At 44.0% G+C, this 20,529-nt stretch carries 16 protein-coding genes; 6 read left to right on the top strand and 10 right to left on the bottom strand.

Annotated features, from left to right (window positions below; genetic code table 11):
- Positions 1-23: 23 nt before the first annotated feature.
- The 10 genes from DYA43_RS10530 to DYA43_RS10575 all read right to left on the bottom strand — a co-directional run bounded on the left by DYA43_RS10530 (position 24) and on the right by DYA43_RS10575 (position 16,139).
- A complete protein-coding gene (locus DYA43_RS10530) occupies positions 24-3,140 on the bottom strand; it encodes a DEAD/DEAH box helicase (RefSeq protein ID WP_061056777.1) in 3,117 nt (1,038 codons plus the stop codon).
- On the bottom strand, positions 3,130-3,939 hold the full coding sequence (locus tag DYA43_RS10535; protein ID WP_061056778.1) for a Hachiman antiphage defense system protein HamA: 810 nt from the start codon (positions 3,937-3,939) through the stop codon (positions 3,130-3,132). Before DYA43_RS10535 ends, DYA43_RS10530 begins: the two co-directional genes overlap by 11 nt.
- Positions 3,940-3,949: 10 nt before the next feature.
- On the bottom strand, positions 3,950-7,012 hold the full coding sequence (locus DYA43_RS10540; RefSeq protein WP_061056779.1) for a type I restriction endonuclease subunit R: 3,063 nt from the start codon (positions 7,010-7,012) through the stop codon (positions 3,950-3,952).
- 1 nt (position 7,013) lies between these two features.
- Positions 7,014-8,216, bottom strand: coding sequence for a restriction endonuclease subunit S (locus tag DYA43_RS10545; RefSeq protein ID WP_081094778.1), 1,203 nt, complete (start codon positions 8,214-8,216; stop codon positions 7,014-7,016).
- Positions 8,209-9,693: a type I restriction-modification system subunit M gene (locus DYA43_RS10550; protein WP_061056780.1), complete on the bottom strand. Its 1,485-nt coding sequence runs from the start codon at positions 9,691-9,693 to the stop codon at positions 8,209-8,211. The genes DYA43_RS10545 and DYA43_RS10550 overlap by 8 nt, the downstream gene beginning before the upstream one ends.
- A complete protein-coding gene (locus tag DYA43_RS10555; RefSeq protein ID WP_061056781.1) occupies positions 9,690-10,568 on the bottom strand; it encodes a hypothetical protein in 879 nt (292 codons plus the stop codon). The genes DYA43_RS10550 and DYA43_RS10555 overlap by 4 nt, the downstream gene beginning before the upstream one ends.
- Positions 10,565-12,064, bottom strand: a complete 1,500-nt coding sequence (locus DYA43_RS10560; RefSeq protein WP_061056782.1) for a type I restriction-modification system subunit M — start codon at positions 12,062-12,064, stop codon at positions 10,565-10,567. Before DYA43_RS10560 ends, DYA43_RS10555 begins: the two co-directional genes overlap by 4 nt.
- A complete protein-coding gene (gene mads1 / locus DYA43_RS10565) occupies positions 12,061-12,237 on the bottom strand; it encodes a methylation-associated defense system helix-turn-helix domain-containing protein MAD1 (RefSeq protein WP_009842282.1) in 177 nt (58 codons plus the stop codon). Before mads1 ends, DYA43_RS10560 begins: the two co-directional genes overlap by 4 nt.
- 233 nt (positions 12,238-12,470) lie before the next feature.
- A complete protein-coding gene (locus DYA43_RS10570; RefSeq protein WP_061056783.1) occupies positions 12,471-15,830 on the bottom strand; it encodes a DEAD/DEAH box helicase in 3,360 nt (1,119 codons plus the stop codon).
- 132 nt (positions 15,831-15,962) lie between these two features.
- On the bottom strand, positions 15,963-16,139 hold the full coding sequence (locus DYA43_RS10575; RefSeq protein ID WP_061056784.1) for an AlpA family transcriptional regulator: 177 nt from the start codon (positions 16,137-16,139) through the stop codon (positions 15,963-15,965).
- 159 nt (positions 16,140-16,298) lie between these two features.
- Between DYA43_RS10575 and radC the strand changes: the two genes are divergently transcribed.
- The 6 genes from radC (at position 16,299) to DYA43_RS10605 (ending at position 20,410) form a co-directional block, all read left to right on the top strand.
- Entirely contained in the window at positions 16,299-16,760 is a 462-nt protein-coding gene (radC, locus tag DYA43_RS10580) for a RadC family protein (RefSeq protein WP_061056785.1), read from the top strand.
- Positions 16,757-17,191 carry a DUF2787 domain-containing protein gene (locus tag DYA43_RS10585; protein ID WP_061056786.1) on the top strand — a complete coding sequence of 145 codons (435 nt, stop codon included), beginning with the start codon at positions 16,757-16,759 and terminating at the stop codon, positions 17,189-17,191. Before radC ends, DYA43_RS10585 begins: the two co-directional genes overlap by 4 nt.
- 68 nt (positions 17,192-17,259) lie before the next feature.
- On the top strand, positions 17,260-17,709 hold the full coding sequence (locus DYA43_RS10590) for a DUF2787 domain-containing protein (protein ID WP_061056787.1): 450 nt from the start codon (positions 17,260-17,262) through the stop codon (positions 17,707-17,709).
- Between the two features lie 14 nt (positions 17,710-17,723).
- On the top strand, positions 17,724-17,972 hold the full coding sequence (locus DYA43_RS10595) for a hypothetical protein (protein WP_061056788.1): 249 nt from the start codon (positions 17,724-17,726) through the stop codon (positions 17,970-17,972).
- Positions 17,973-18,182: 210 nt separating this feature from the next.
- A complete protein-coding gene (locus DYA43_RS10600; protein WP_061056789.1) occupies positions 18,183-18,887 on the top strand; it encodes a WYL domain-containing protein in 705 nt (234 codons plus the stop codon).
- A gap of 44 nt (positions 18,888-18,931) precedes the next feature.
- Complete coding sequence (locus DYA43_RS10605) at positions 18,932-20,410, top strand: hypothetical protein (RefSeq protein WP_061056790.1); 1,479 nt, start codon at positions 18,932-18,934, stop codon at positions 20,408-20,410.
- Positions 20,411-20,529 lie beyond the last annotated feature (119 nt).

Here is a 20,529-nt window from a genome sequence, read left to right on the forward strand (position 1 = left end):
CTATCAATTAGTCTCCCAATAGGCTATGCGTATCCATAAAGAGAGTTGGAAAATACTGTTGGGAGTTTGTGCAACTCAGGCTCGATAATTGCCCGATGAGCTACAGCGAGCCTCTTGCCATACTCGGTCACCTCAGCACCAGACTTAACAATACTATCTGATATGATCGAAGCTACAGCTCTGTCAGCCAAACCAATAGCATACAACTCCTTCGCAATGTGATCCGACAATCCTATACGGAGAGACAGCTGTAAATCACGCAAGGAATCAGCAAGTGGTTGGTTACCAAATAGGCTTTCTATTAAGTCAGCACACGCACCAACTATCAACATCACTTCGTAGCCCAAAGCACCGTCACAAATGTCAGTAATGTTTTCTATTTTCAAATTCCATTGCTGACTACCGGCCCTTAATTTGAAATTCTCTCTCTTCGCTTTCAATAAAATTTCATTGTACGAAACACCAGAGCACCATTGCTTAGCAACAAGCAGTGGTGCATTTTCACCGATAAGCTTACCCAGGCTATTATTCATGCCTAAGTTTTCTATAGCAGGCCAGAGAGACTCTAACGTACCTAAAACATCCGCGCCTTCATCTAAAGCCCCTATGTTATCCACTAACCAACCTTCAAGAAACTGTAGCTCATTGATACCCAGAAGAGCTTTACCAAAACATGGACGCTTTTCGACTTCAATTTGCTTTACTCGCTCCGCTACCACCTTGAAAACTTGTACTAGCTTTTCTTTTTCAGTATCAGAAGCAAGGTTATAAGCAAATGTTCCATAGCAAAGTTCAGTCAAAGCCTCACCATCAAGCATCTCATTGCTAGCGAGGTTAGCAAGCAGATAGCTTTCAAGACTTTCTATGTAACCTACCCGTTGCTGCATTTGTCTCAGTAGGCTTGTGATATCAATCCCCTGGCGATCAGCGGCCTGAATACTAAGTCTTTCATATTTTTCGGGTGACTGTATCTGCTTGATAGGATCAATGTTGAATGGGTCATCAACAAAAGGCTGAACCAAAGTTAAGAGGCTACTTAAACAACTCTCTGATTGAGATGGGTCTAGCAAATGATTCATTTGTACCCACTGTCTCCACTTTGAAGTACGGCGATTATCAAATAACTCGGTATCTGCGAAGATAATACTACCTTCTGTATGCTTCCCTGCTCTGCCTGCTCTACCCAACAAATTGTGGAAATCTCGAGTGGATATCAACTTCTCACCTTGAAATACACCTGAAACAACTAGGTATTTAATCGGTAGGTTCACACCTTGAGCTAAGGTTGATGTGCAGACAACGCAACGGCCGAGCCCATTTTCCATTGCATACTCAACAGATACCCTCAGGCCATTGGGAATGTTTGCGCTATGAGGCAGAACTCCTCGTTTTATCGCTTTCGTAACAACCGAGCTACTCCCTAAGTGCAGTTCCGACAACTTCCCAATTTTCTGGATTTCATCTTGATCACTGTAACGTATTGGATCATCGAGTTGCTCAATTCTCTCCAACGGTTTAAGGACTTCTCGACAAATCTTTATAACTGAGCTTTTTTGGCCACAAAATACAGCTACAGGACCGTGCTCAGACAGTTTGATACCCAAATACGCTGCAACTAGTGACTTATCATCCTTGGGAGGGAAATGCCGTTGAACTGTTTCATTGCCTCGCTTAGGAAGCTTTAGCGATTCCATTACTCTAGGAACGAAAAATTGTTCTTCATCTATATTAAAAGGTTCAACATAGTGGAACTGCCCTCTACCTCTTCGCCAGCTAGCAAAAGCTATACTTCGCTCTGTAGATAAGCACTCTGCACCATTAACGACACTACCTTCTCCAGCATAAAGCCAGTCGCCTATAGACTCCGCATTTGATAACACGGCGGAAATCAATATGTGCTGGGTCTGCTCTCTCAACTTTCTTTTTAAACTCGTTAGAAGTAGCTCGTAAGTCACCCCTCGAGCACCAGTATCAAATTGGTGTCCTTCGTCGTATATAACTAACGAAATAGCCCCAGCTAATTCTGGTTTATGTCGTAGCAGGTAAACTAGCTTTTCGGGTGTAGCAACCACAATAGTTTGTGTCTCACTCAGCGTTTTTTCTGCCTTACCAAAGAGCTGTAAGAATAATTCCACATCAAAATCATCAATCTGGGGAACATCGCTAAGTTGATTAACTAACACGTCTTCACCAGCGAACGCCAAAGAAAGTGAGGAACTAATCTCCCTACATAACGAACGAAAAGGAGCAATAATTACCGCAACAGTCGCCCTACCAGACAAAAAAGATGAACGAATTATTAGCTCTGCTGATTTTGTTTTTCCCGCGCTGGTGGGGAGCTGAACTACCGCAGACTGTCCGCTCAAGACCCCTGCCTCTCCTAGTAACCTTTGAGCAGGCCAAAACTCACTAACAAACGTCTTCTTAGCCAAGGATGGAAGCCAAGCCTCAACTGGTAAACCTGTATAAGCAGGAAGTAGGTTGATTGAAGCATTATTCATCTTACGTTCGACAACCGAAGCAACTATATCTGCTATCAGTAGTTCTCGATCACTGCCATTTTCGTGACAGAATCTACGAATACTCTTAGACGTGTTGAGAGTGTTAGACCGAGCACTTATGTCTGAACCAATATAGGCACTAATCGACTCAGATAGTTCTAACATCAAAGGGGCTAATGTGGTTTCTTCATCCAAGCGTAGAGGCTCTACAAAGCTTCCTTTTAACAACCACTCCAACAACTTCTCAATTCTTGAGGCAGTTAAATCAACTCTCAATTCATCAAACTTGTTGGACAAAACAACGGCGCTGCCAGGCATATCCGCAAGATAGTATGATGCAGCACCTAACAGACAAAGGTAATATTCATATTCAGTTTGTAGTTTTGAACTAATCAGAGCATCGAAATACCTTGCTACATTTCGGATTTCGCCCTTTCTCAATTCGTAAGTAGCGGCGTCTTTTTCAGCAGAAAGTTCTTCTTGACATAAATCGCCTAAAATACCAATTGTCATTAATAGTAATTTGGTTGGCGATTCAGTTAAACGAATATGGTGCTCTTCATCTAAACCAAACTCGTGCATCTTTGCCTTAGATTTAGTAATAGAGAGTAGCTTTGCAGATTGATTCTCAAATCTCATGAGCAGCCCTCTCGTAAAGTGCGTTAGCAAGTGCCATTAACTCACTTCCTTGAATAGCTAATAACTCCAAATCTTGTGCATGCGGATGCGCTGTGGTATCAGCTTCAGCGAGCAAAGTTGCATCATACGCGCTATCAGAACAGACCGCAGCAGCACCGAACCTCAACTGATAAGGCTGATTTACAGAATCCTGAAACCTATTGATCATGCCAACACTAGTCAGCTCATTTCGATCAATCATCCTTTGCTTTATCCCATGCAGAGATTCTGCCAAGCGTAAGTGGTCTTTCGCTGAGTGTTCTATCGCTTCTTGAAGCATTGGTTTAGGTCCCGCACTTAACTTAGCTTTAACTTCATAGACTAACAGCTCATCATCAACAGGGCTGGCTTGGTTATACTTAAAAGCCAACACATCAGAGCCCTTGGTAGATTCATTCGGCACACCTTTTCGGTCATAACGCGTTCTAGGAACCGTGTAGTCATGTAAATACGTCAAATAATCTGCGACCAGTATTTCAGAAAAATCTCCTGCTCGAATACTTGGACCTGGTGCGGTCGTGCTACTAGGAAATCTCATCGATAGTAAATAATCAGCACGGGATTGCCCTGGAGCCTTAAATAAATCTATTTGATTATCGTCACAATAGTGATTCCTAAAGTGCTTAGCCCACGCGGACATTTTAATTTGATCATTTACATCGTGATGAAACCGATAAACAGGCGCTTGCTTACCGCACGCTAGTGTTAAAACACTTCCTGTATCTTGTAGCCACTGAATATGCTCATTAGTCCACGGCATTTTGTATTTCCTAATAATGCTCTTCAATATAACCGTACGCCTTGGCGAACAGCTCTTTGTCTTTTCCTAAACCAAACTGGGCTAGTGTCAGTAGCAGTGCCTTTTGAATTTCTCTTGGGCCACTGTTCGAGCTTTGCCAGCCTTTAAAGCGCTTGGCTTTTACAATCTTGTCTATCTGCTCTACTACATCGCCGATTAGCTTTGGCGTACTCTCTGGTCGTGTTTCTAAGAACAGCTTGGTAAGCGCTTGTTTGTTATCTTCTTGGGTTACTGGTGAGTCACCTGTTTCACGTTCGGCTTGCACAGTATCTTTGGCCGTATCAAGCAACCCCTTTAACCAGTCTATTGCTTTAATTACGCCCGCTTCATAATCCTGGCGTAATTTCTCTAAGCGCTCACCGAGAGCGATAAACTTAGGATTACCGCTGCCACGCAGACGGCCCATTAGATCGATTTCTAGCTGGCTTGCGCGCTTTTCTTGTTCTTTCTCAGTCAACGTGAAGATAGCGTGCTCATCCATAACCAACTCATTAATATCATCACGAATGCGATTAATATCAGTATGTTCGTGAATCATCTTGATGGTTTCTGGGCCTAGCGCAGCCCACACGAGAGAGCCTGTCTGCCCGACAGGGCGGACTGATTCATAGATTTGTACCAACCACTTATAATCAGCTCTGTAAGGCGTAAGGAAAGCATCTGGGTGAATCGCAGACCATAACTTAGCTAATACACCGAAAGAGGCTGCAAATTCATCACGCTTTTCATTGGTAGGTAAACAAGCTTGCGCAGCCATAATACCTTCAAAGCCATCGATAGTTCTGTCGACGTTAGGGAAGAAGCTTAAACACTTATCTAGCTGAGCAGGCAGGAGCTCTTTAAAGGCCTCAATACCTTCTACCACGCCGTCGATTTCTTCAGGATCATAAGCGAGTGCGGTACGCAAGTTCTCAAATACGCCAAGGTAATCAATGATGAGGCCCATTTGCTTGCTAACATTGTCCATCTCGTACAAACGATTAGTACGACACATTGCCTGCAACAAAGTATGGTCACGTAATGGCTTATCTAAGTACATACAGTAACAGATAGGCGCATCGAATCCGGTCAACAGTTTTGCGGTAACAATCAGCAGTTGAAGTTGTTGTTTTGGATCTTTGTAATCCTCAATCAGGCTCTTCTGCTTTTGGTCATTACCATCAATCTCTTGCCAACGTTCAAAGTCGGACTCTTTGATAGGCAGCTCAAGGTCTTGCTTCCATTTACGCCAGTCCTTGTTAACCTTGCCTTTCTTACTTGCGTCTTCATCTTTGATTGGTGCTTGGTCAACGTTCATGACCACTTCTACCGCATCAAAGCCTAGTTTCTTACCGAGTAAATAGTACATCTGAACACAAGCGTCTCGGTCATAGACCACAACCATGCCTTTCATCTGCTTTGGCTTTACATGGCTTACAAAATGATTGGCAATATCTTCACTTACCGCCGTCATGCGTTTTGGCGCCTTCAACATAATCGCAAGACGACCAGCACGTTTAGACAATGCCATTTTCTCGTCATCGTCTAGGTCGTTATCTTTGACCATTTGTTCAAAGGCTTCATCAATCGCTGCACGATCCACACGAAGCTCGGCCAAACGAGGCTCAAACTTCACTGCATTGGTCGCTTTATCTCGTATGGATTGCTTATAGCTGTAGCGGTTCATGTAACGCCCTTCATCCTCTTCGGCACCAAAGAGCTTGAAGGTGTTACGGTCGATACCAGAAATCGGCGTACCTGTTAAACCATAGAAGTGAGCTTGAGGCAGCGCCCAGCGCATTTTATCGCCGAGAGAGCCTTCTTGAGTGCGGTGTGCTTCATCCACCAGCACGATAATGTTGTCACGACTATTTAGGCCGTTTTCATTGCTCTCATCAATTTCGACATCTTTAAACTTGAAGACTGTAGTAATCAAAATACCGCGACTATCTTGTTCTATATGCTCGCCAAGCTTTTTACAGCTTTGTACTTTGATGAGGTTTTTAACATCGGCTCCACCGAAGGTTTCATTAATTTGGCTATCGAGATCTCGACGATCTACCACAATTAACACGGTTGGATTTTTCAATTTGTTATCAGCACGAAGCATGCGTGCAGCATAGAGCATAAGCAAAGACTTGCCTGAGCCTTGGAAGTGCCAGATAAGTCCTTTTTTCGGGTAGCCTTTTTTTACACGCTCAACTATTTGTTTTGCAGCTTCAAATTGAGGGTAACGCGGTAAAATTTTAATGCGTTTAGGTGGCGTGTCTTTCCCTGCTTTCACTGTTGAGAACAGAGCAAAGGACTCTAGCATTTGCAGCAAGGTTTCTGGATTCAGCAATCCTTCACAACTATCAAGCACAGTTGCTAAACTTGCTGGAATTTCATCTCGCTGATCGGTTTTATGCCATGGACCCCAATCTTTCACTCGCGCATTAATTGCACCATAAGCAAAGGTGCGTCCTTCAGAAGCAAAGCACAAAAGGTTTGGCACAAAGAAGGGCTCAACATTTTTCCAATAGTGTTTTTGGCCGCCCATAAAATCAGCAGCGCCATCTTGCCAAGTCACACTTGGGCGAGTCGCTGATTTTACTTCCCCCACCACCAATGGGATGCCGTTTACGTAGAGAACGATGTCAAAGAACACCTCTGTCGCGGCAATGAAGTGAACCTGTTGAGAAACAACAAAGTGGTTATTTTCAGGGGTATCAAAGTCAATCAACTTAATAGTGATGTGATCACCATTTTCACCAAACGGTAGGCTTTTCTCTGCCATCAACCATTCATGAAAATTCTCGTTGGCTTTAACTAAGCCTGTATGCTTAGCTTCCAACATCAAGCCACGAAGTTTGTAAATCACTTCATCGGCATAATCAGGATTGTTACCAATATCAGGGTTTAACGAACAAAGCGCATCTTTGAGCCAAGTATCAACGAAAATATCGTGAGTTTGCTTGGGCAAGCTCTCACCATGGCAGTAATTCCACCTTACTCCACTTAAACCTTGTAAACGGTCAATGATTCCATTTTCTGTGACGGTTTGTTCGTTAAACATTTTAAATTCCTAAAGAATGACTAAGGCAGACCTGAACCTTTGAGCAATTATGTCCATGGTTTTTGCTTAACTCGAGTAGTGCTGAAGTCTGATCAAGCAAGTCTACAACTTTCTTTTGCTCAGCAATCGATGGAAACGCAATTAGCATATGATTCAACTCCTTCGAGGCAAAACTAGCTTGGTTGATTGCTGGTTTAACTAAAGCCCTTACTCGATGTAAAAACCTCTTATCTCTCATGAAATAATAAAGAAATTTAGGGATGACTATTGTGTCATTAACTTCTAGAGCATAATTATTGAAACCAACGATAACGTCCTCTGAAAAAGTATCATCATCTACATAAGCTACTTTTCCTACCTGAGTCATACTGTTAACGCAGTTAAATAATATATCTTTATGTAAAACAAGACATTGTTCTAAAGCATCATATCCCTCTAAATGCTTCACTTCAGAACTCATATCAACTTTACTATTTTGTATATTTCCTGATGTAAGATATCGAACACCAATCCCGCGTTCATTTGTAGACAGTGACGGACCTCTCTTTACTCTTGTTACCAGTTCTGACAAAGGTTTAACAGACCAAAAAGGATTGTGCTTCAAGTATTTCGTTCTAGTTAACGATTCATTTCTCTCGAAACCACCGGACATGACATTAGTAATAATATTATCAAATGCATCAGAAATACTTTCTGATGCATCATCTAGCTTTTGCTTAACCGTATTAGCGCCTCGCAGTATCTTTGCAATGTCTGTTACCGAGTGTTTTCCCCCAAGCTCAATTTCATACTTCTGTAGCTCTTTGAATTTTGTTCGAGGAGACAATGAACCAGAAGAGGTTTTTACAGCCCAGTTCCAAAAACCCTCAGAATGAACAATGAAGGACAAAAGTTTAGATACTTCATGATCAGGCTTAACATCCATCACGATAATGTCACCAGAACAGATCCCATCAAATTCTGCAATCGCCGCTTTCTTCAAGTAAGGGCGTCGCTTACCAAAAAGGATATGCCCCTTCTTAAACACTCGCGTGAAGCTTGGATTGTCTTCGGCAATGATTCCCCAGCGCTTTATCTTTAAAGAACCAGAATCCAAGTGTTCAAGGCCGATGTAACACTCATAGCCATCACCAATAGGATCTCTAGTCGTTAGCTTTACTTCTTTACAGATATCACCGAATTTTACAGTTTGCTTATCAGTCATAGATCTTTACCTCGTAACCTAACTGTGCGAGGCTATTAAAGAGATTATTAGTTTGATTCTTCAGTTGTACTCGGCTCATTTTCCATGACTCAATAGCGTGTTCGGTATCATGTACTTCCCCACCAACCTTAGCTTTCACGTAAAGTGGAATAGATAAGCTGTATTGGTTTTCACCGATAATATCTAAATCAACCAACGCAGTAATATCACCTTGATTTTCAGGCTTGAAGTAAGCTTCACAAAGCACATCTAAATCATCATCAGATAAGCGGCTATGGGCACGTTCTCGGGTGACATATTCTACGCCATTGATAAAGAGAATCTTATTTTTGCGCTCAACAGGCTTATTGCAGTTAAGCACCACCACGCACGATTCCATTGGCGAGTTGTAAAATAGATTTGGCCCAAGGCCTATCACTGCTTCAATGATGTCAGATTCAATCACCTGCTTGCGGATCGCTTGTTCTGAATCACGAAACAATACCCCATGAGGCCAAAGCATGGCTGCACGGCCTGTCTCGGGTTTCAAACTCTTGATGATATGAGTATAGAAGCCGTAATCCGCACAACCTTGCGGTGGTACGCCGTACATATTGCGGCCATACGGGTCAGCGGCGAACTTTTCACGGTTCCATTTTTTAATGGAATACGGCGGGTTAGCGAAAATAACATCAAACTGTTTAAGCTGATCATTCTCAATAAACTTAGGGTCGCCTAAAGTATCACCACGCATAACATCGAACTCTTCAATGTCGTGCAGGAACATGTTCATACGTGCAATTGCAGAGGTTAGCAAGTTTACTTCTTGGCCGTACAAATGAACACCACGCCACTCTTCACCTTGAGAGCGTAAATCCATTACCGCGTTAAGCAACATGCCGCCCGTACCACACGTTGGGTCGTACGCACTCTCACCAGGTTTGAGCTTCATGATTCTAGTCATCAAATGCACAACGGTACGGTTGGTATAGAACTCGGCTGCAGTATGGCCTGAGTCATCGGCAAACTTTTTGATCAAGTACTCGTAGGCCTCACCTAAATCATCTTGAGCAACAGACTTAATGCCTAGTGGGATCTTACTAAAGTGCTGAATAAGATCTGACAACAGGTGGTCAGGCAAGCGCTCTTTGTTGGTCCACTGCGCATCACCAAATACACCATGTAGTCGCTCGTTCTTTGCTTCAATCAAACGCAGTGCATTTTGAATCGCTTCACCAATGTCTTTACTCGTGTTGCGAACTTTCTCCCAGCTTGCTTCCTCTGGGATATCGAAACGGTGATACATAGACATCGCTGCATATTCGGCATCACCTTCGTGCAGCTCTAGCGCTTCGTTATACTCTTCTAGATATACATCTGACAGACGTTTAAAGAACAGCAGTGGGAATACGTACTGCTTGTAATCAGACGCATCGATTTGCCCACGTAGGAACTCGGCAGCGCCCCACAGTAGGTCTTCTAGTTTGTTTTTGTTCATTGTGAGCGATATTCCAAGTATTCAAGCCCTTCAAGCCAGAAATTGATGTATTTGTCCTTGCAGAAAGGTCCAGTTTCACTAGCAATAAAAACTAGCCTTGGCTTTTTATCCAATAACCCATTTAGCTTTTTCTCTTGAAATAGTCGGTAAGATGTCTCTTCTATCAAACTATTAGGAATAAAAAACGAAGGGCGTACAGCATTTTCGTCATGCTCTAGCCTATTTGCAAAAACGACTGAATAGCCAGCTTCATACTTATTGAACCATGCTTTGCCAAAGTAGATTCTAAACTCATCAGCAAAGTTTTCTATCTTTTGCCCATCAATTTCAATGAACAACTCTTGAATTGGCATAGTACCTATTTCAGGTAATTGCACTAAGATGTTTTCATCGTTCAAAAATGAATCAACCATGGATGAAAGTACTTTCGAAGCTTGTTTTTTCCTTTTGCCCTCTTCTCCATCACTTTCACGTATCGGTCGTCCTTTAATGACAAACTCATCTTCCGACACGCCGTCTTTTTCAACAGGTCTCTTCGTGCTGTGAGGACGCAAGTTCAACCTAACTGCATTTGAAATATATTCATCAGTATCAGAATAATCGGAATATTTAGATTTCTTTCTCTTAACCCCAGAAAGATCTTTTCCTATCAAACATCGTTCGGAATGCACCTCAACGACTTTATAGTAAGGATCTATTTTTCTTTTTTCTTTTGATCTATCCAAATTGGCGCATGTTACCGCTGCATGGCAATTGTCATCAGGACATTCAAATGCAAACTTGGATGTAATTTTACCTTCACGATATTTAAGATCTGCTTCTACAGGAGAAATGTTTCGTTTAAGATCAATTGAATAAGATTTTTCTAACTTCATATTTCAAAACCTTCCTTGATCAACAAAGCTTCGAGCTCCTGTTCAGCCGTTTCTAAGGCGGCTAATTTTTGCTGGAAGTCTTTCAACGCTTCTTCTACGGTAATGGTTTCTTCTTCTAGCGGCTTTTGTACATAACGAGCGATGTTCAAGTTGAAATCGTTCTCTTCAATCTCGCTATGTGACACCCAACGTGCGACACCTTCAATGTCATCAGCCTTCGGACCTTTGGTGCGCATCTTCTGATAGATGTTGTAGATCTCATCGGCTTGAGGCTCTGACAAGGTGTTTTGCGCTCGACCTTTCGTGAAGATCTCTTCCGCATTCACAATCAGCACATGATCTTTATGCTCTTCTGGTCTCGCTTTACGCAATACGAGAATACAAGCGGGGATGCCCGTACCATAGAACAGGTTTGAAGCTACACCGATTACTGCAACGATGCGGTTCTCTTTTAACAACTTGGTTCGGATTTTACCCTCTGCTCCACCACGGAAAAGTACACCATGTGGCAACACGACCGCCATGCGTCCTTTATCATTCAATGAAGCAAACATATGCTGCACCCAGGCGAAATCACCGTTGGTTTTGGGCGCTAAACCAAAGTTTGCACGACCGTATGGATCACTGGTCCAATAATCGTGGCCCCACTCTTTTAAACTAAATGGAGGGTTTGCGATTACGCAGTCAAAGTTTTCTAGTTGGTCATTTTTCAAAAACTTAGGATCACGAAGTGTATCACCACGTACGATTTCAAAGTCTTCTTGTCCGTGTAGGAACAAATTCATTCGAGCAATCGCTTCGGTAGTCAGGTTCTTCTCTTGACCTTTGATTTTTAGAAGACGTGGGTCGCCGCCACTCTCTTTAACATGGTGGATGGTTTCAAGCAGCATACCGCCTGTACCACAAGCCGGGTCATAAACGCTTTCGTTAGCTTGTGGGTCTAGAATATTAACCATAAGACGAACAATGGTACGCGGTGTGTAGAACTCACCTGCTTTCTTGTTTGCTTTATCTGCAAAGCGCTTGATGAGATATTCGTAAGCACGGCCCATGTCATCATTACGTACACTCGATACACCAAGGTTAACCTTGTTAAAATGGTTGAGTAGTGTCGATAGCAGTTCGTCTGATAGACGCTCTTTGTTGGTCCAGCTCGCATCACCAAAAATGCCATGCAGCTGTGGGTTTTCTAGCTCAATGCCACGGAATGAATCTTTTAGGGCTTGGCCGATATCCTTGGTTTCTGCAAACACATCTTTCCAATGACAGTTAGCTGGAATTTGAATGCGGTGAAACATATCGCCTTTCGCAAGCTCTTCGTCACCCACTTGATCCATCGCCTCTTCGAATTCTTCATCGTAAACATCGCAGATGCGCTTAAAGAATAGGATTGGGAAGATGTAGGTTTTGTAGTCTGAAGCGTCAATTGGTCCCGTAATGATGTGGGCCGCATGCCAAAGGTGCGCTTCTAAGTCTTTGAGATTTATTAATGTCATTGCTTGCTCTTATTCTCTTCTATCCACGCTTCAAGGTCTTCACGTTTGAAGCGCCAAGAACCGCCGACTTTGAAACCAGGAAGCTTTCCTTCGCTTGCTAATCTATATGCTGTTTTTTCGGCTAACTTCAGGTAAGCAGCCACCTCTTTCAAGGTTAAAATTTGGTCTACCATTCAGAGTGTTATCTCATGTTGGTTTTATTCATCAGAATTAATGGTGAGAGAATATGGGAAAATTGGGGAATCGGCAATGTGGGATGACTCAATACAAGACTGAGTGCATAGAAAAACTACGAATCCCCACCAGTGAAAGCTGGTGGAGATTTGTTTCATAGTTATCAATGCAGTGATAGCTTCCAAACTATATTGATAATTCAGCAACTCGTAAGTGTAGAACTATTACTAACCTAAACAGGCAATGAGTCTTTGTGTTTCGTTGTACTATCGCTCTGCGAATAGTCTTTCAGACTAAAATGATTCAACTTACTGTATGTTTTATCAAAATAGCGCTTGTCGGACCAAACCTGAATATCGCCGATGACATACAAGTGTTTTTTGGCTCGGGTAACCGCTACGTTCAACAAATTTGGTTTTGAAGAGGCCCAAGACGCCCCGCCACTGTTTCTTGTGTCACAACCAAGTACCAAAATGACGGTATCGTTCTCCTTGCCTTGGAAGGTATGAACAGTCCCCACGTTGTGTTTCAAAAAGTTATTAAAGTCCTTCCCTTTCCAATTCGAGTTACTCAACAGCTCAGACTTGCTGCGCCTTAGATCTTCTTTCAACTCTTTTTTTACCGCTTTAAACGGTGTTATCAGGTAGATGCTGTTTAAGTCACCATTGTGCGCTGCTAATTCGAGTAAAAGAGCCTTAACATCTTCACCCAACTCACGTTTGTACTGTTTGAGTACACAGTCTCCTTGTGAATCATTCCATCGATTGTGTCCTAAGGCCTTATGAGTTCTTGGCTCAACATCTTTATTGTTGTCAGAGCCATGTATCATTCGATTGTTATAAGCTATTTCATTCGAAATGCTAAACATTGGTTCTATACATCGGCGATGTACCCATAACGGTATACCTATCCATTGATTTTCACCATCCATATCTATCATACAGCCATATGGATTAACGCGATCGGCTAACGTCTGAACTGACCACTTACAAGGGTCCCACTTCTCGGATTCCTCTTGCAATTTAGATTGCATTAGGTAGTCAATAAGCTCTGGTGGGGAAGTAAACACTGGTTCGATTTGCAGAGGATCTCCAACAACCACAGCCCGCTTAGCACGAAGCAACCCACCAACCGCTGCTTGGGGTATTGCTTGCCCGGCCTCATCAATCATGAGCCAACCTAGAGATTCTGGGGGCAGCTTAGAAAACATATTTCCCAATGAAGCAAAAGTCGTCGAAACCACGGGGACAAACATAAACAGTATCTGCCAAATCGCCAGTGCATTTTCGCTACTCTTCCCTAACACAACATCATTGATTTTTCTTATCTTTGATAGAAAGGCACTCTGCTTACTGGCCTCTATCAACCAAGCCTCGTGAAGCTCTAACGCTGCCGCGTAAATGTCAGACCGTAATTCATTGATGGTTGCGTGCTGCCAGCAAGCATGCCTCTGCCTGTCATGATCCTCGATATCATCAGTAATTTCTGGTAAATGATACCCTTTAAACTCCGTTCTATAGGCACCTAACTCATCTAGAAGCGTCCTCTTCTCTAGATCTTTAGAGGCGATATCAGCCCGCTGCTGCGAAATTTTCTTTGCACATCCTTTTATCTCGATTTTTTTGGCTTCAACATCACCAACAATTAACCGGATAGCTTTTTTGACACTTTTGAACTCACTAAGCTTTTGGGATAGTGAGGCCTTATATTGTTTATTTTTCTTAGTGTTAAAGAACCGACTGAACCAACCAGGTGAGTTAACCTTCAGTAACTCAAGGGAAATTGAAACTTCCTCTTCCCTTTTCACTTCAGCATTTCTCGTTGAGTTCAGGGCATCTAGCTCTACAGAGAGTGAATGAGCATAGTTTTCAAGCTCATTTAGCGCTAGGTTCATTCTATGTAAATAAACATCAAATTGATGTTCATCGAAAGCATTTTGCAGGCTATCAAAATAGGCCAATTTGTCATTCAATTCATGAAAACGAGATAGCTTCTCGTTAAAAGCTTTTTTGGCCGTGTTAAAAGAAGGTCCTGTATAAGTTGAACGGTACTGCCAAAAATTCAAGAAGTCTAAAGACGGTTCTCTAACCGCTGGCTCCTTGTGTTTTTCATAGTGGGACTTAAAGAAAAAGCGATCGAGAAATCGTTGCCTCTTTTTATAAGCACCCATGGCAGCAGAGATATTTCCCCAGCTCTGCATTTTGTCGTTCAGGGGTTGTAAACGACCTTTTTTTTCATCAGCACTAATTTGATTGGCAACAGAACGAAAGAAACTGGTATTAGCGTATCTGTCAGCTATCGACTTGGCTTGAGGAAGCTCTTTTGAGATATTTTCAACGGCAGCATTGTTTGATGACGCCACGACCATTTCAAAATCAGTAAGTTCTTGAACAAGAAATCCTTCTGGATTTAAACCATCGCTAGCTTTCGAAAAAGAAGCCAAAACTTTTGCTCTCTCAACGATGTTCTGCGCAATTATGTCCCGTAACAAGGTCGTTTTACCTGTGCCAGGAGGACCATTAACTGAGATTACACCACCTGTTTTTAGCTCCTTGAATACGGTATTGATAGCGAACTGCTGCATTAAGGACATGTTATGCGCGGGTTCTGTCAGCCACCGTCCTTCTGGTGTTTCTTTAGGGTTCAAGTGCTTATGGATCAACGGTATCGAATCGTTTGTATACAGGTCGATATGCTTATGACTGGATTGTCCAAGATAGGTTTGAAGAGGCTTGCTGGCTCTGCCAGTAGAAATCGCACTAATGGCACGCTCTATATCTCGAATGTAAAAGCTGTTTAGAATAGGTAACTGAGATTCGTTATCGCTAGGGTCATCTTCATTATCGTCTTCAGCTTCTTCTGACTTGCTTTTGTCCTCCAAAAGGTTATCTGACTTCGCTTCATACTCAAAAAAAGCCATCTGAAACGGATAAACCGTTGAGTGTTCTGAAAGCAACAGCTCCTGATTGGAAATACCAGCCCATTGATAAAGCCCTTCAATCAAGTTCATCAGACTTTTCACGCAAAGAGTATATCTTCCGTCTGAGTGAGGGTGGCTAGGCAAAGTTATTTTCCAGCGCTCCATAAACTCGTTAAGATCGTCGCAGCGACTATCAAATCGCTCCTGAGATATTGTTGTAGCTCTCCCCGCAAGTAACTCTGCTAGCGCCCAAGGCAACGTGCTTACCGAAAAGGTGTCAAGCCGGGGAGTACCAAACTCATCCAACATCAATTTGGCAAAGCAAGACGCCCCTTCATTGTCTCTTCTTTGCTCTATCTCTTCAGAGAAGCAATCCTCCTGGCAGTTGGAAGAAAAATACTCTGCAACTTTTTTATCTATCGCCGATTTATCGAACAAACCTAGATATAGGGTATAAACACACTTTTTCCCTGGAGTAAGGCCGATCTTGTCACGAGCCGCGGGATTTAACCACGGAAGTAGGTAATTACCGTGCGACTGCAATTCGTGACCAGCCACGTTTACTGGAGCAATTTTACTGTCGTCTTTGTCTGGTACCGAGTAGGCTTGAAAAAACTCCACTAAATGCCAGGACTTCAATATATTAACTAAGCTTTCTTTTCTATTCTCCACTAACCAAAACCTACAATACCATCAAACATCATTAACGTACGATGATATACAGCCTGATTGCATAAGGCGATAAAGAATGCCAGAAGAATGATAGAGTGTGACGGCTCCCTCTGAAAACAAAGCGGCACTGAATCACCTCAATGCTAAACACTCCGTCATCCACTCATCCACTTCACTTTCCACCCAAGCCACCGCTCGCTCACCCAAACTCACTGATTCTGGGAACTCCCCGTCATTCATCTTGCGGTAAATCGCTGAACGGCTTAGTGCTGTCTTTTCCATTACTTCTTTTAGCTTTAAAAATCTCATGGGACGTTCTCCTATGTCTGTGGTCCTCATGGGATAAAGCGCTGGCGTAAAAAAAGACGGTGATGTGTTAAGCCTTGGCGCGACAAGGCTTAATCAAAAAATTATCAGGTCTATGTCATTAACGTGTATCCCGTTAATGAACCTCACTCGGAGCCTGATATGACCGACTACACAAAAGAGCAGCGCTATCAAGAAAACCAGATCCTTGAACATGCCGCTGAGATACTTGCTCACCGTTACGTGCGCGGTGATGCGCTCACCAATCCTGATGCCACTATGGAGTACATTCGCTGCAAACTGGGAGCCTATGAGCATGAGGTGTTTGCCTTATTGCTATTGGATAACCAAAACCGGCTGATGGAGTTTAAAGAGCTGTTCCACGGCACCATTGATGCGGCCAGTGTCTATCCGCGTGAAGTGGTGAAAGTGGTGCTAGAAGTGAATGCTGCGGCCGTGATATTGGCCCATAACCACCCTTCTGGAGATGCAACGCCGTCACAAGCCGACAGACGCATTACCGAAAGGCTAAAAGACGCTTTATCGCTGGTGGATGTACGAGTGCTGGACCACATTGTGGTGGGGAAAGACAGTGTCTCTTTTGCTGAGAGGGGCTGGTTATGATTAAGCAACGTTATGGCGACATTGAACTCGATGGAGACCTTCACCGTTCACTAGAGCAGTTGATGGCTCGCTACTGCATTTCAGAGTCTGCTGAACGCATTGTGCTGAACTGTCGCCAAAAAAGTTATTACTTACATCGACAAGGACTGCACCCGATTGAAGTACAGTTTAAACGTGAGTCACCATCCAGTGATTGGCAGGTAGTGTGCTTTGCCAGCTTTTCCTATCCCAATGAAAGCAGTATCGCGGTTGAACCTGAGCTCTATTTCCATCTCGCCAATCGCTGGTGTTATCAGCCCGATTCGGGGGCCGCTGACTTATCTCACCCTGAGGTACTTGAACTGCTCATGGTGTGGATGAAAGCCTTTGCTCGCCACCTTTCACGCAACGTGTTTGATGAGGTGCAGCTAACCATGGTTCGTGAGTTTTAGCGCCGCGCCTATTCCTCTTTATTTCCTTTTTCTTTTTCGACTTCATCCTGACCTAAGGAGGTCTTGCTATGTCTTCATTAACCTTTACATCTTCCCTCTTACCGATTTCAGACAAACTGCATGCCCTACTGAGTGAACAACTCACTAAGCAGTTAGTCAGTGACAGCAGTGGCACACTCGCCGCCAGTCGCTATCTGGTGTTCAACTTTCGCGATAAAAGCTACAGCGCGGATGAAGGTGGTTTTCATCCGGTTGAGATGGGTATTTGTCACACCACCAGCGGCGATTGGAGCATCGAGTACATCACCGATTTTGCCTACATCGGAAATTACTACCCCGAACTTGAACGAAGCTTAGATTTTGATTTTCGTGTCGGCGAATTCTTTGTCGCTCATCGAGGTTGGTTACCCATGAAAGGCCGCCCTGATGCAAAAGAGCTGTACCAGTTATGGGAAAGTAACTTTCTGGCTTACGTCGATATGGACGCCTTTGATGAGATAAACATCACCGCTCAATAATCAAAAGGGACCCCATGGACAAACATCCCCCATCACTACGCCGAACCCTGTCTGTGCTCTTACTGCAAGTCATCACAAAAGGCGGTCATTATCTTCACGCTCAATACCAAAAGGCTCGCGACGAGGTGAAAGAACACAGTGACCATGACTTGCTTGAGCTCGTCCGGTCTTGCTCATCGACTCAGGCTCTGCGATGGGCCGCCGTGCGCGAACTGCTCAGCCGCGGTTATCTATTGAAAGAAATCCGCCAAGCAATGCAGTAATGCGTCGCAAAATGCCAACTCAATCACAGATATGCAACCTCTCCACCGAGCGAGACAAGATATGTCTCGCTCATCCATACCCTAGCCTCATTGCAATAAGGACCCGTTAAGACTGTGTGGCCACCAGTCTTCGTTTAACCCCTATCCGTGACATTCACTGAAGCACAGCGCTCAGTGCGTGTGGCTGGGTAGACGAAAGTTGGTGATGCCATGCAACCCTCAGACTACACACTCTCAACCGATGAGCACTTTAAGCTCATCTTTGAAATCTATTCACACATTCCGCGATTGCGAGAAATCTCGGCTGAAGAGCTGCGAGTTCGCCTATCCGAGCTGGGCGTCTATCGTACTAAGCGCACCATTCAGCGCTATCTCAACGTCATCATGTACTACCCCGACTATTTCCAAGTCGAACGGTTTGAACGTGCACGTAACAGCTACACCTACAAGCGTAAATACCACAACAAAGTCTCGTCCGCTTCATGGGAAACCATGCTGCTCGGACTGTGCTTTTCATCGGTGAAAGGCCTGCTGCCGGCTCACTTTGAGCAAGGCATTTGCGAGGCCTTTATGCCACTGCAAATTGGCGATGTGATGGAGCCTGCCAAAATTGAGGTGCGTCTTGCGCTGCCTAAGCAAGACGACTACGACTTTGATGTATTCGAACGGCTCAGCCAAGCCATTAATGCTAAGCGTCAGGTTCGCTTAACACTCATTGATGACACCCAGACAGACTACTTCACCCCACTCGGCCTGATTTGGGAAAAAGGCATGCTCTACCTTGTGTACGAACACAAACACGAGCGTGATGTGCTCGCCTTCTCCGACATTATTCAGGCGGACATATCCACCTTCACTTTTGAGTACCCGAGTGACTTTTCACTCTCCGATACGGTTATTCCCACTCAGCGATAAGTTCGCTGAGTTACTCCTATTTTTCATCATTCAAGGACACCATTATGCAATCATTCAAATTGAATACGGTGCTACTAGCATTGGTCACTGCCAGCTTAACCGCATGCGGAGACGGCAGTAGCGACAGCAATAATGCAGCAGGCAGTCAAGCCGACCTCACGGGCGTAGCTATTGATGGCTATGTCGAAGGGGCCACCGCCTTTGTCGACTACAATCTTAATGGTCAGTTAGACGACAACGAACCTTCGGCACTGACCGACCAAAATGGTCAGTTTGAATTTTCAGGCATAGACGGTGTTTGCGCCGATTACGCGCCAATTGTTATTAATGTTCCTGTTGGTGCTTACGATTCCGACTATGGTGTGGTCAGTGAAGCCTATCAGCTCACTTTTCCACCTAAGTTTTCTTCAAACTACAGCAATGACATTTTGAACACGACGCCATTCACCACCGTGATTTGGAATGCGATAAAAACTGAGCTGAGTGAACTTGGGGCAGACGGCTGCCAAGCACTGGCCGCCAATTCATCTTTGCAAGGAAAAATCAAGCAACGCGTTGCCGAGCAGGAGTACCGTTTAGCAAACCGCTATAACATTGCCGTCAGTGACTTATATGGTGACTTCATTAAGCAAGGCAATACCGCTCAACATCAATTGGCTCAGTCGCTTACCATAGGTCTGGCCAAAGCGTATGAAGAAACGCGCGCCTTTGAAGCCCTTTACCCCGATGCTCATGTTGCGTATGTGGAGTATTGGCTAGGTAATCCTGCCTCCGATGACATCAGTGTGGCGGATACTTGGTATCGCAAAGAGTATGTCGGTCACCCTGAATACGCACAAGAAACCGTGTATCAGGTCAGCAATGATTTGGACACCATTGTCACCATGACGCACTACCTAAAAACCAATACCACACTTGGTCAATACAATGACAGCGAGACATTTGTGGTGATGGATGAAGATACATTGAACAGCTACCCAAGTTCGGCTTATCACTGCACCAAGCAACTGCGAGCCAACCAAAAAGGCAATACGGTCGGTGACGTCTATTATGAATTTGCGATAAACGCGCAAGGAGGCGTCAATGATGCGGCGGAATGTGAAGCGCTCGATATCGATGCCAATCGTTCAGGCACGCCGCTCACCGCGATGACAAAAGACCAATATGGCCGTTACACCACCTACGCTCAGTTTGATTTTGAGTCAGGAGATAATGCCAATGTCGACGGTTTGAACTACGCACTGACCAATCAACTGATTGATGCGCCGACCGCCTTTGATGGCGTCAGCACTATTAGTCCAGAGATTGATTTAACCGAAGGATATGGCGCACTCAGTTGGATACGCTCAGCTTGGGAATATCTCAACGATAGCAGCATGATTTACACCGAGCATCGCTCGACTGGGCTATGGATAATAACCAACACCGCAGCGAATGGCACCTATAGCGTTTCGTGTGGTATGGATAAAACCAACCTCACTGTCATGGACATGTCTAGCTGTTTAAATCTAGTCGGTCATTAATCACCCCTTGCCAACGACCAAGGTGGGACATCTCCCACCTTTTTTTGTGACTGTTTTCACAACTCCTATTCGACATTCACCTCCGCTAACAAGCAAGACACGATATGTCGCGCTCATCC

Origin of the sequence: Vibrio fluvialis, assembly GCF_900460245.1 — a bacterium.
In the GTDB taxonomy this organism is placed as follows: Bacteria; Pseudomonadota; Gammaproteobacteria; order Enterobacterales; family Vibrionaceae; genus Vibrio; species Vibrio fluvialis.

Bases quoted from the DNA above. Each gene is read 5' to 3' on its own strand.
- DYA43_RS10530 (WP_061056777.1), bottom strand. From the start codon at position 3,140: ATGAGATTTGAGAATCAATCTGCAAAGCTACTCTCTATTACTAAATCT.
- DYA43_RS10535 (WP_061056778.1), bottom strand. From the start codon at position 3,939: ATGCCGTGGACTAATGAGCATATTCAGTGGCTACAAGATACAGGAAGT.
- DYA43_RS10540 (WP_061056779.1), bottom strand. From the start codon at position 7,012: ATGTTTAACGAACAAACCGTCACAGAAAATGGAATCATTGACCGTTTA.
- DYA43_RS10545 (WP_081094778.1), bottom strand. From the start codon at position 8,216: ATGACTGATAAGCAAACTGTAAAATTCGGTGATATCTGTAAAGAAGTA.
- DYA43_RS10550 (WP_061056780.1), bottom strand. From the start codon at position 9,693: ATGAACAAAAACAAACTAGAAGACCTACTGTGGGGCGCTGCCGAGTTC.
- DYA43_RS10555 (WP_061056781.1), bottom strand. From the start codon at position 10,568: ATGAAGTTAGAAAAATCTTATTCAATTGATCTTAAACGAAACATTTCT.
- DYA43_RS10560 (WP_061056782.1), bottom strand. From the start codon at position 12,064: ATGACATTAATAAATCTCAAAGACTTAGAAGCGCACCTTTGGCATGCG.
- mads1 (WP_009842282.1), bottom strand. From the start codon at position 12,237: ATGGTAGACCAAATTTTAACCTTGAAAGAGGTGGCTGCTTACCTGAAG.
- DYA43_RS10575 (WP_061056784.1), bottom strand. From the start codon at position 16,139: ATGAGATTTTTAAAGCTAAAAGAAGTAATGGAAAAGACAGCACTAAGC.
- radC (WP_061056785.1), top strand. From the start codon at position 16,299: ATGACCGACTACACAAAAGAGCAGCGCTATCAAGAAAACCAGATCCTT.
- DYA43_RS10585 (WP_061056786.1), top strand. From the start codon at position 16,757: ATGATTAAGCAACGTTATGGCGACATTGAACTCGATGGAGACCTTCAC.
- DYA43_RS10590 (WP_061056787.1), top strand. From the start codon at position 17,260: ATGTCTTCATTAACCTTTACATCTTCCCTCTTACCGATTTCAGACAAA.
- DYA43_RS10595 (WP_061056788.1), top strand. From the start codon at position 17,724: ATGGACAAACATCCCCCATCACTACGCCGAACCCTGTCTGTGCTCTTA.
- DYA43_RS10600 (WP_061056789.1), top strand. From the start codon at position 18,183: ATGCAACCCTCAGACTACACACTCTCAACCGATGAGCACTTTAAGCTC.
- DYA43_RS10605 (WP_061056790.1), top strand. From the start codon at position 18,932: ATGCAATCATTCAAATTGAATACGGTGCTACTAGCATTGGTCACTGCC.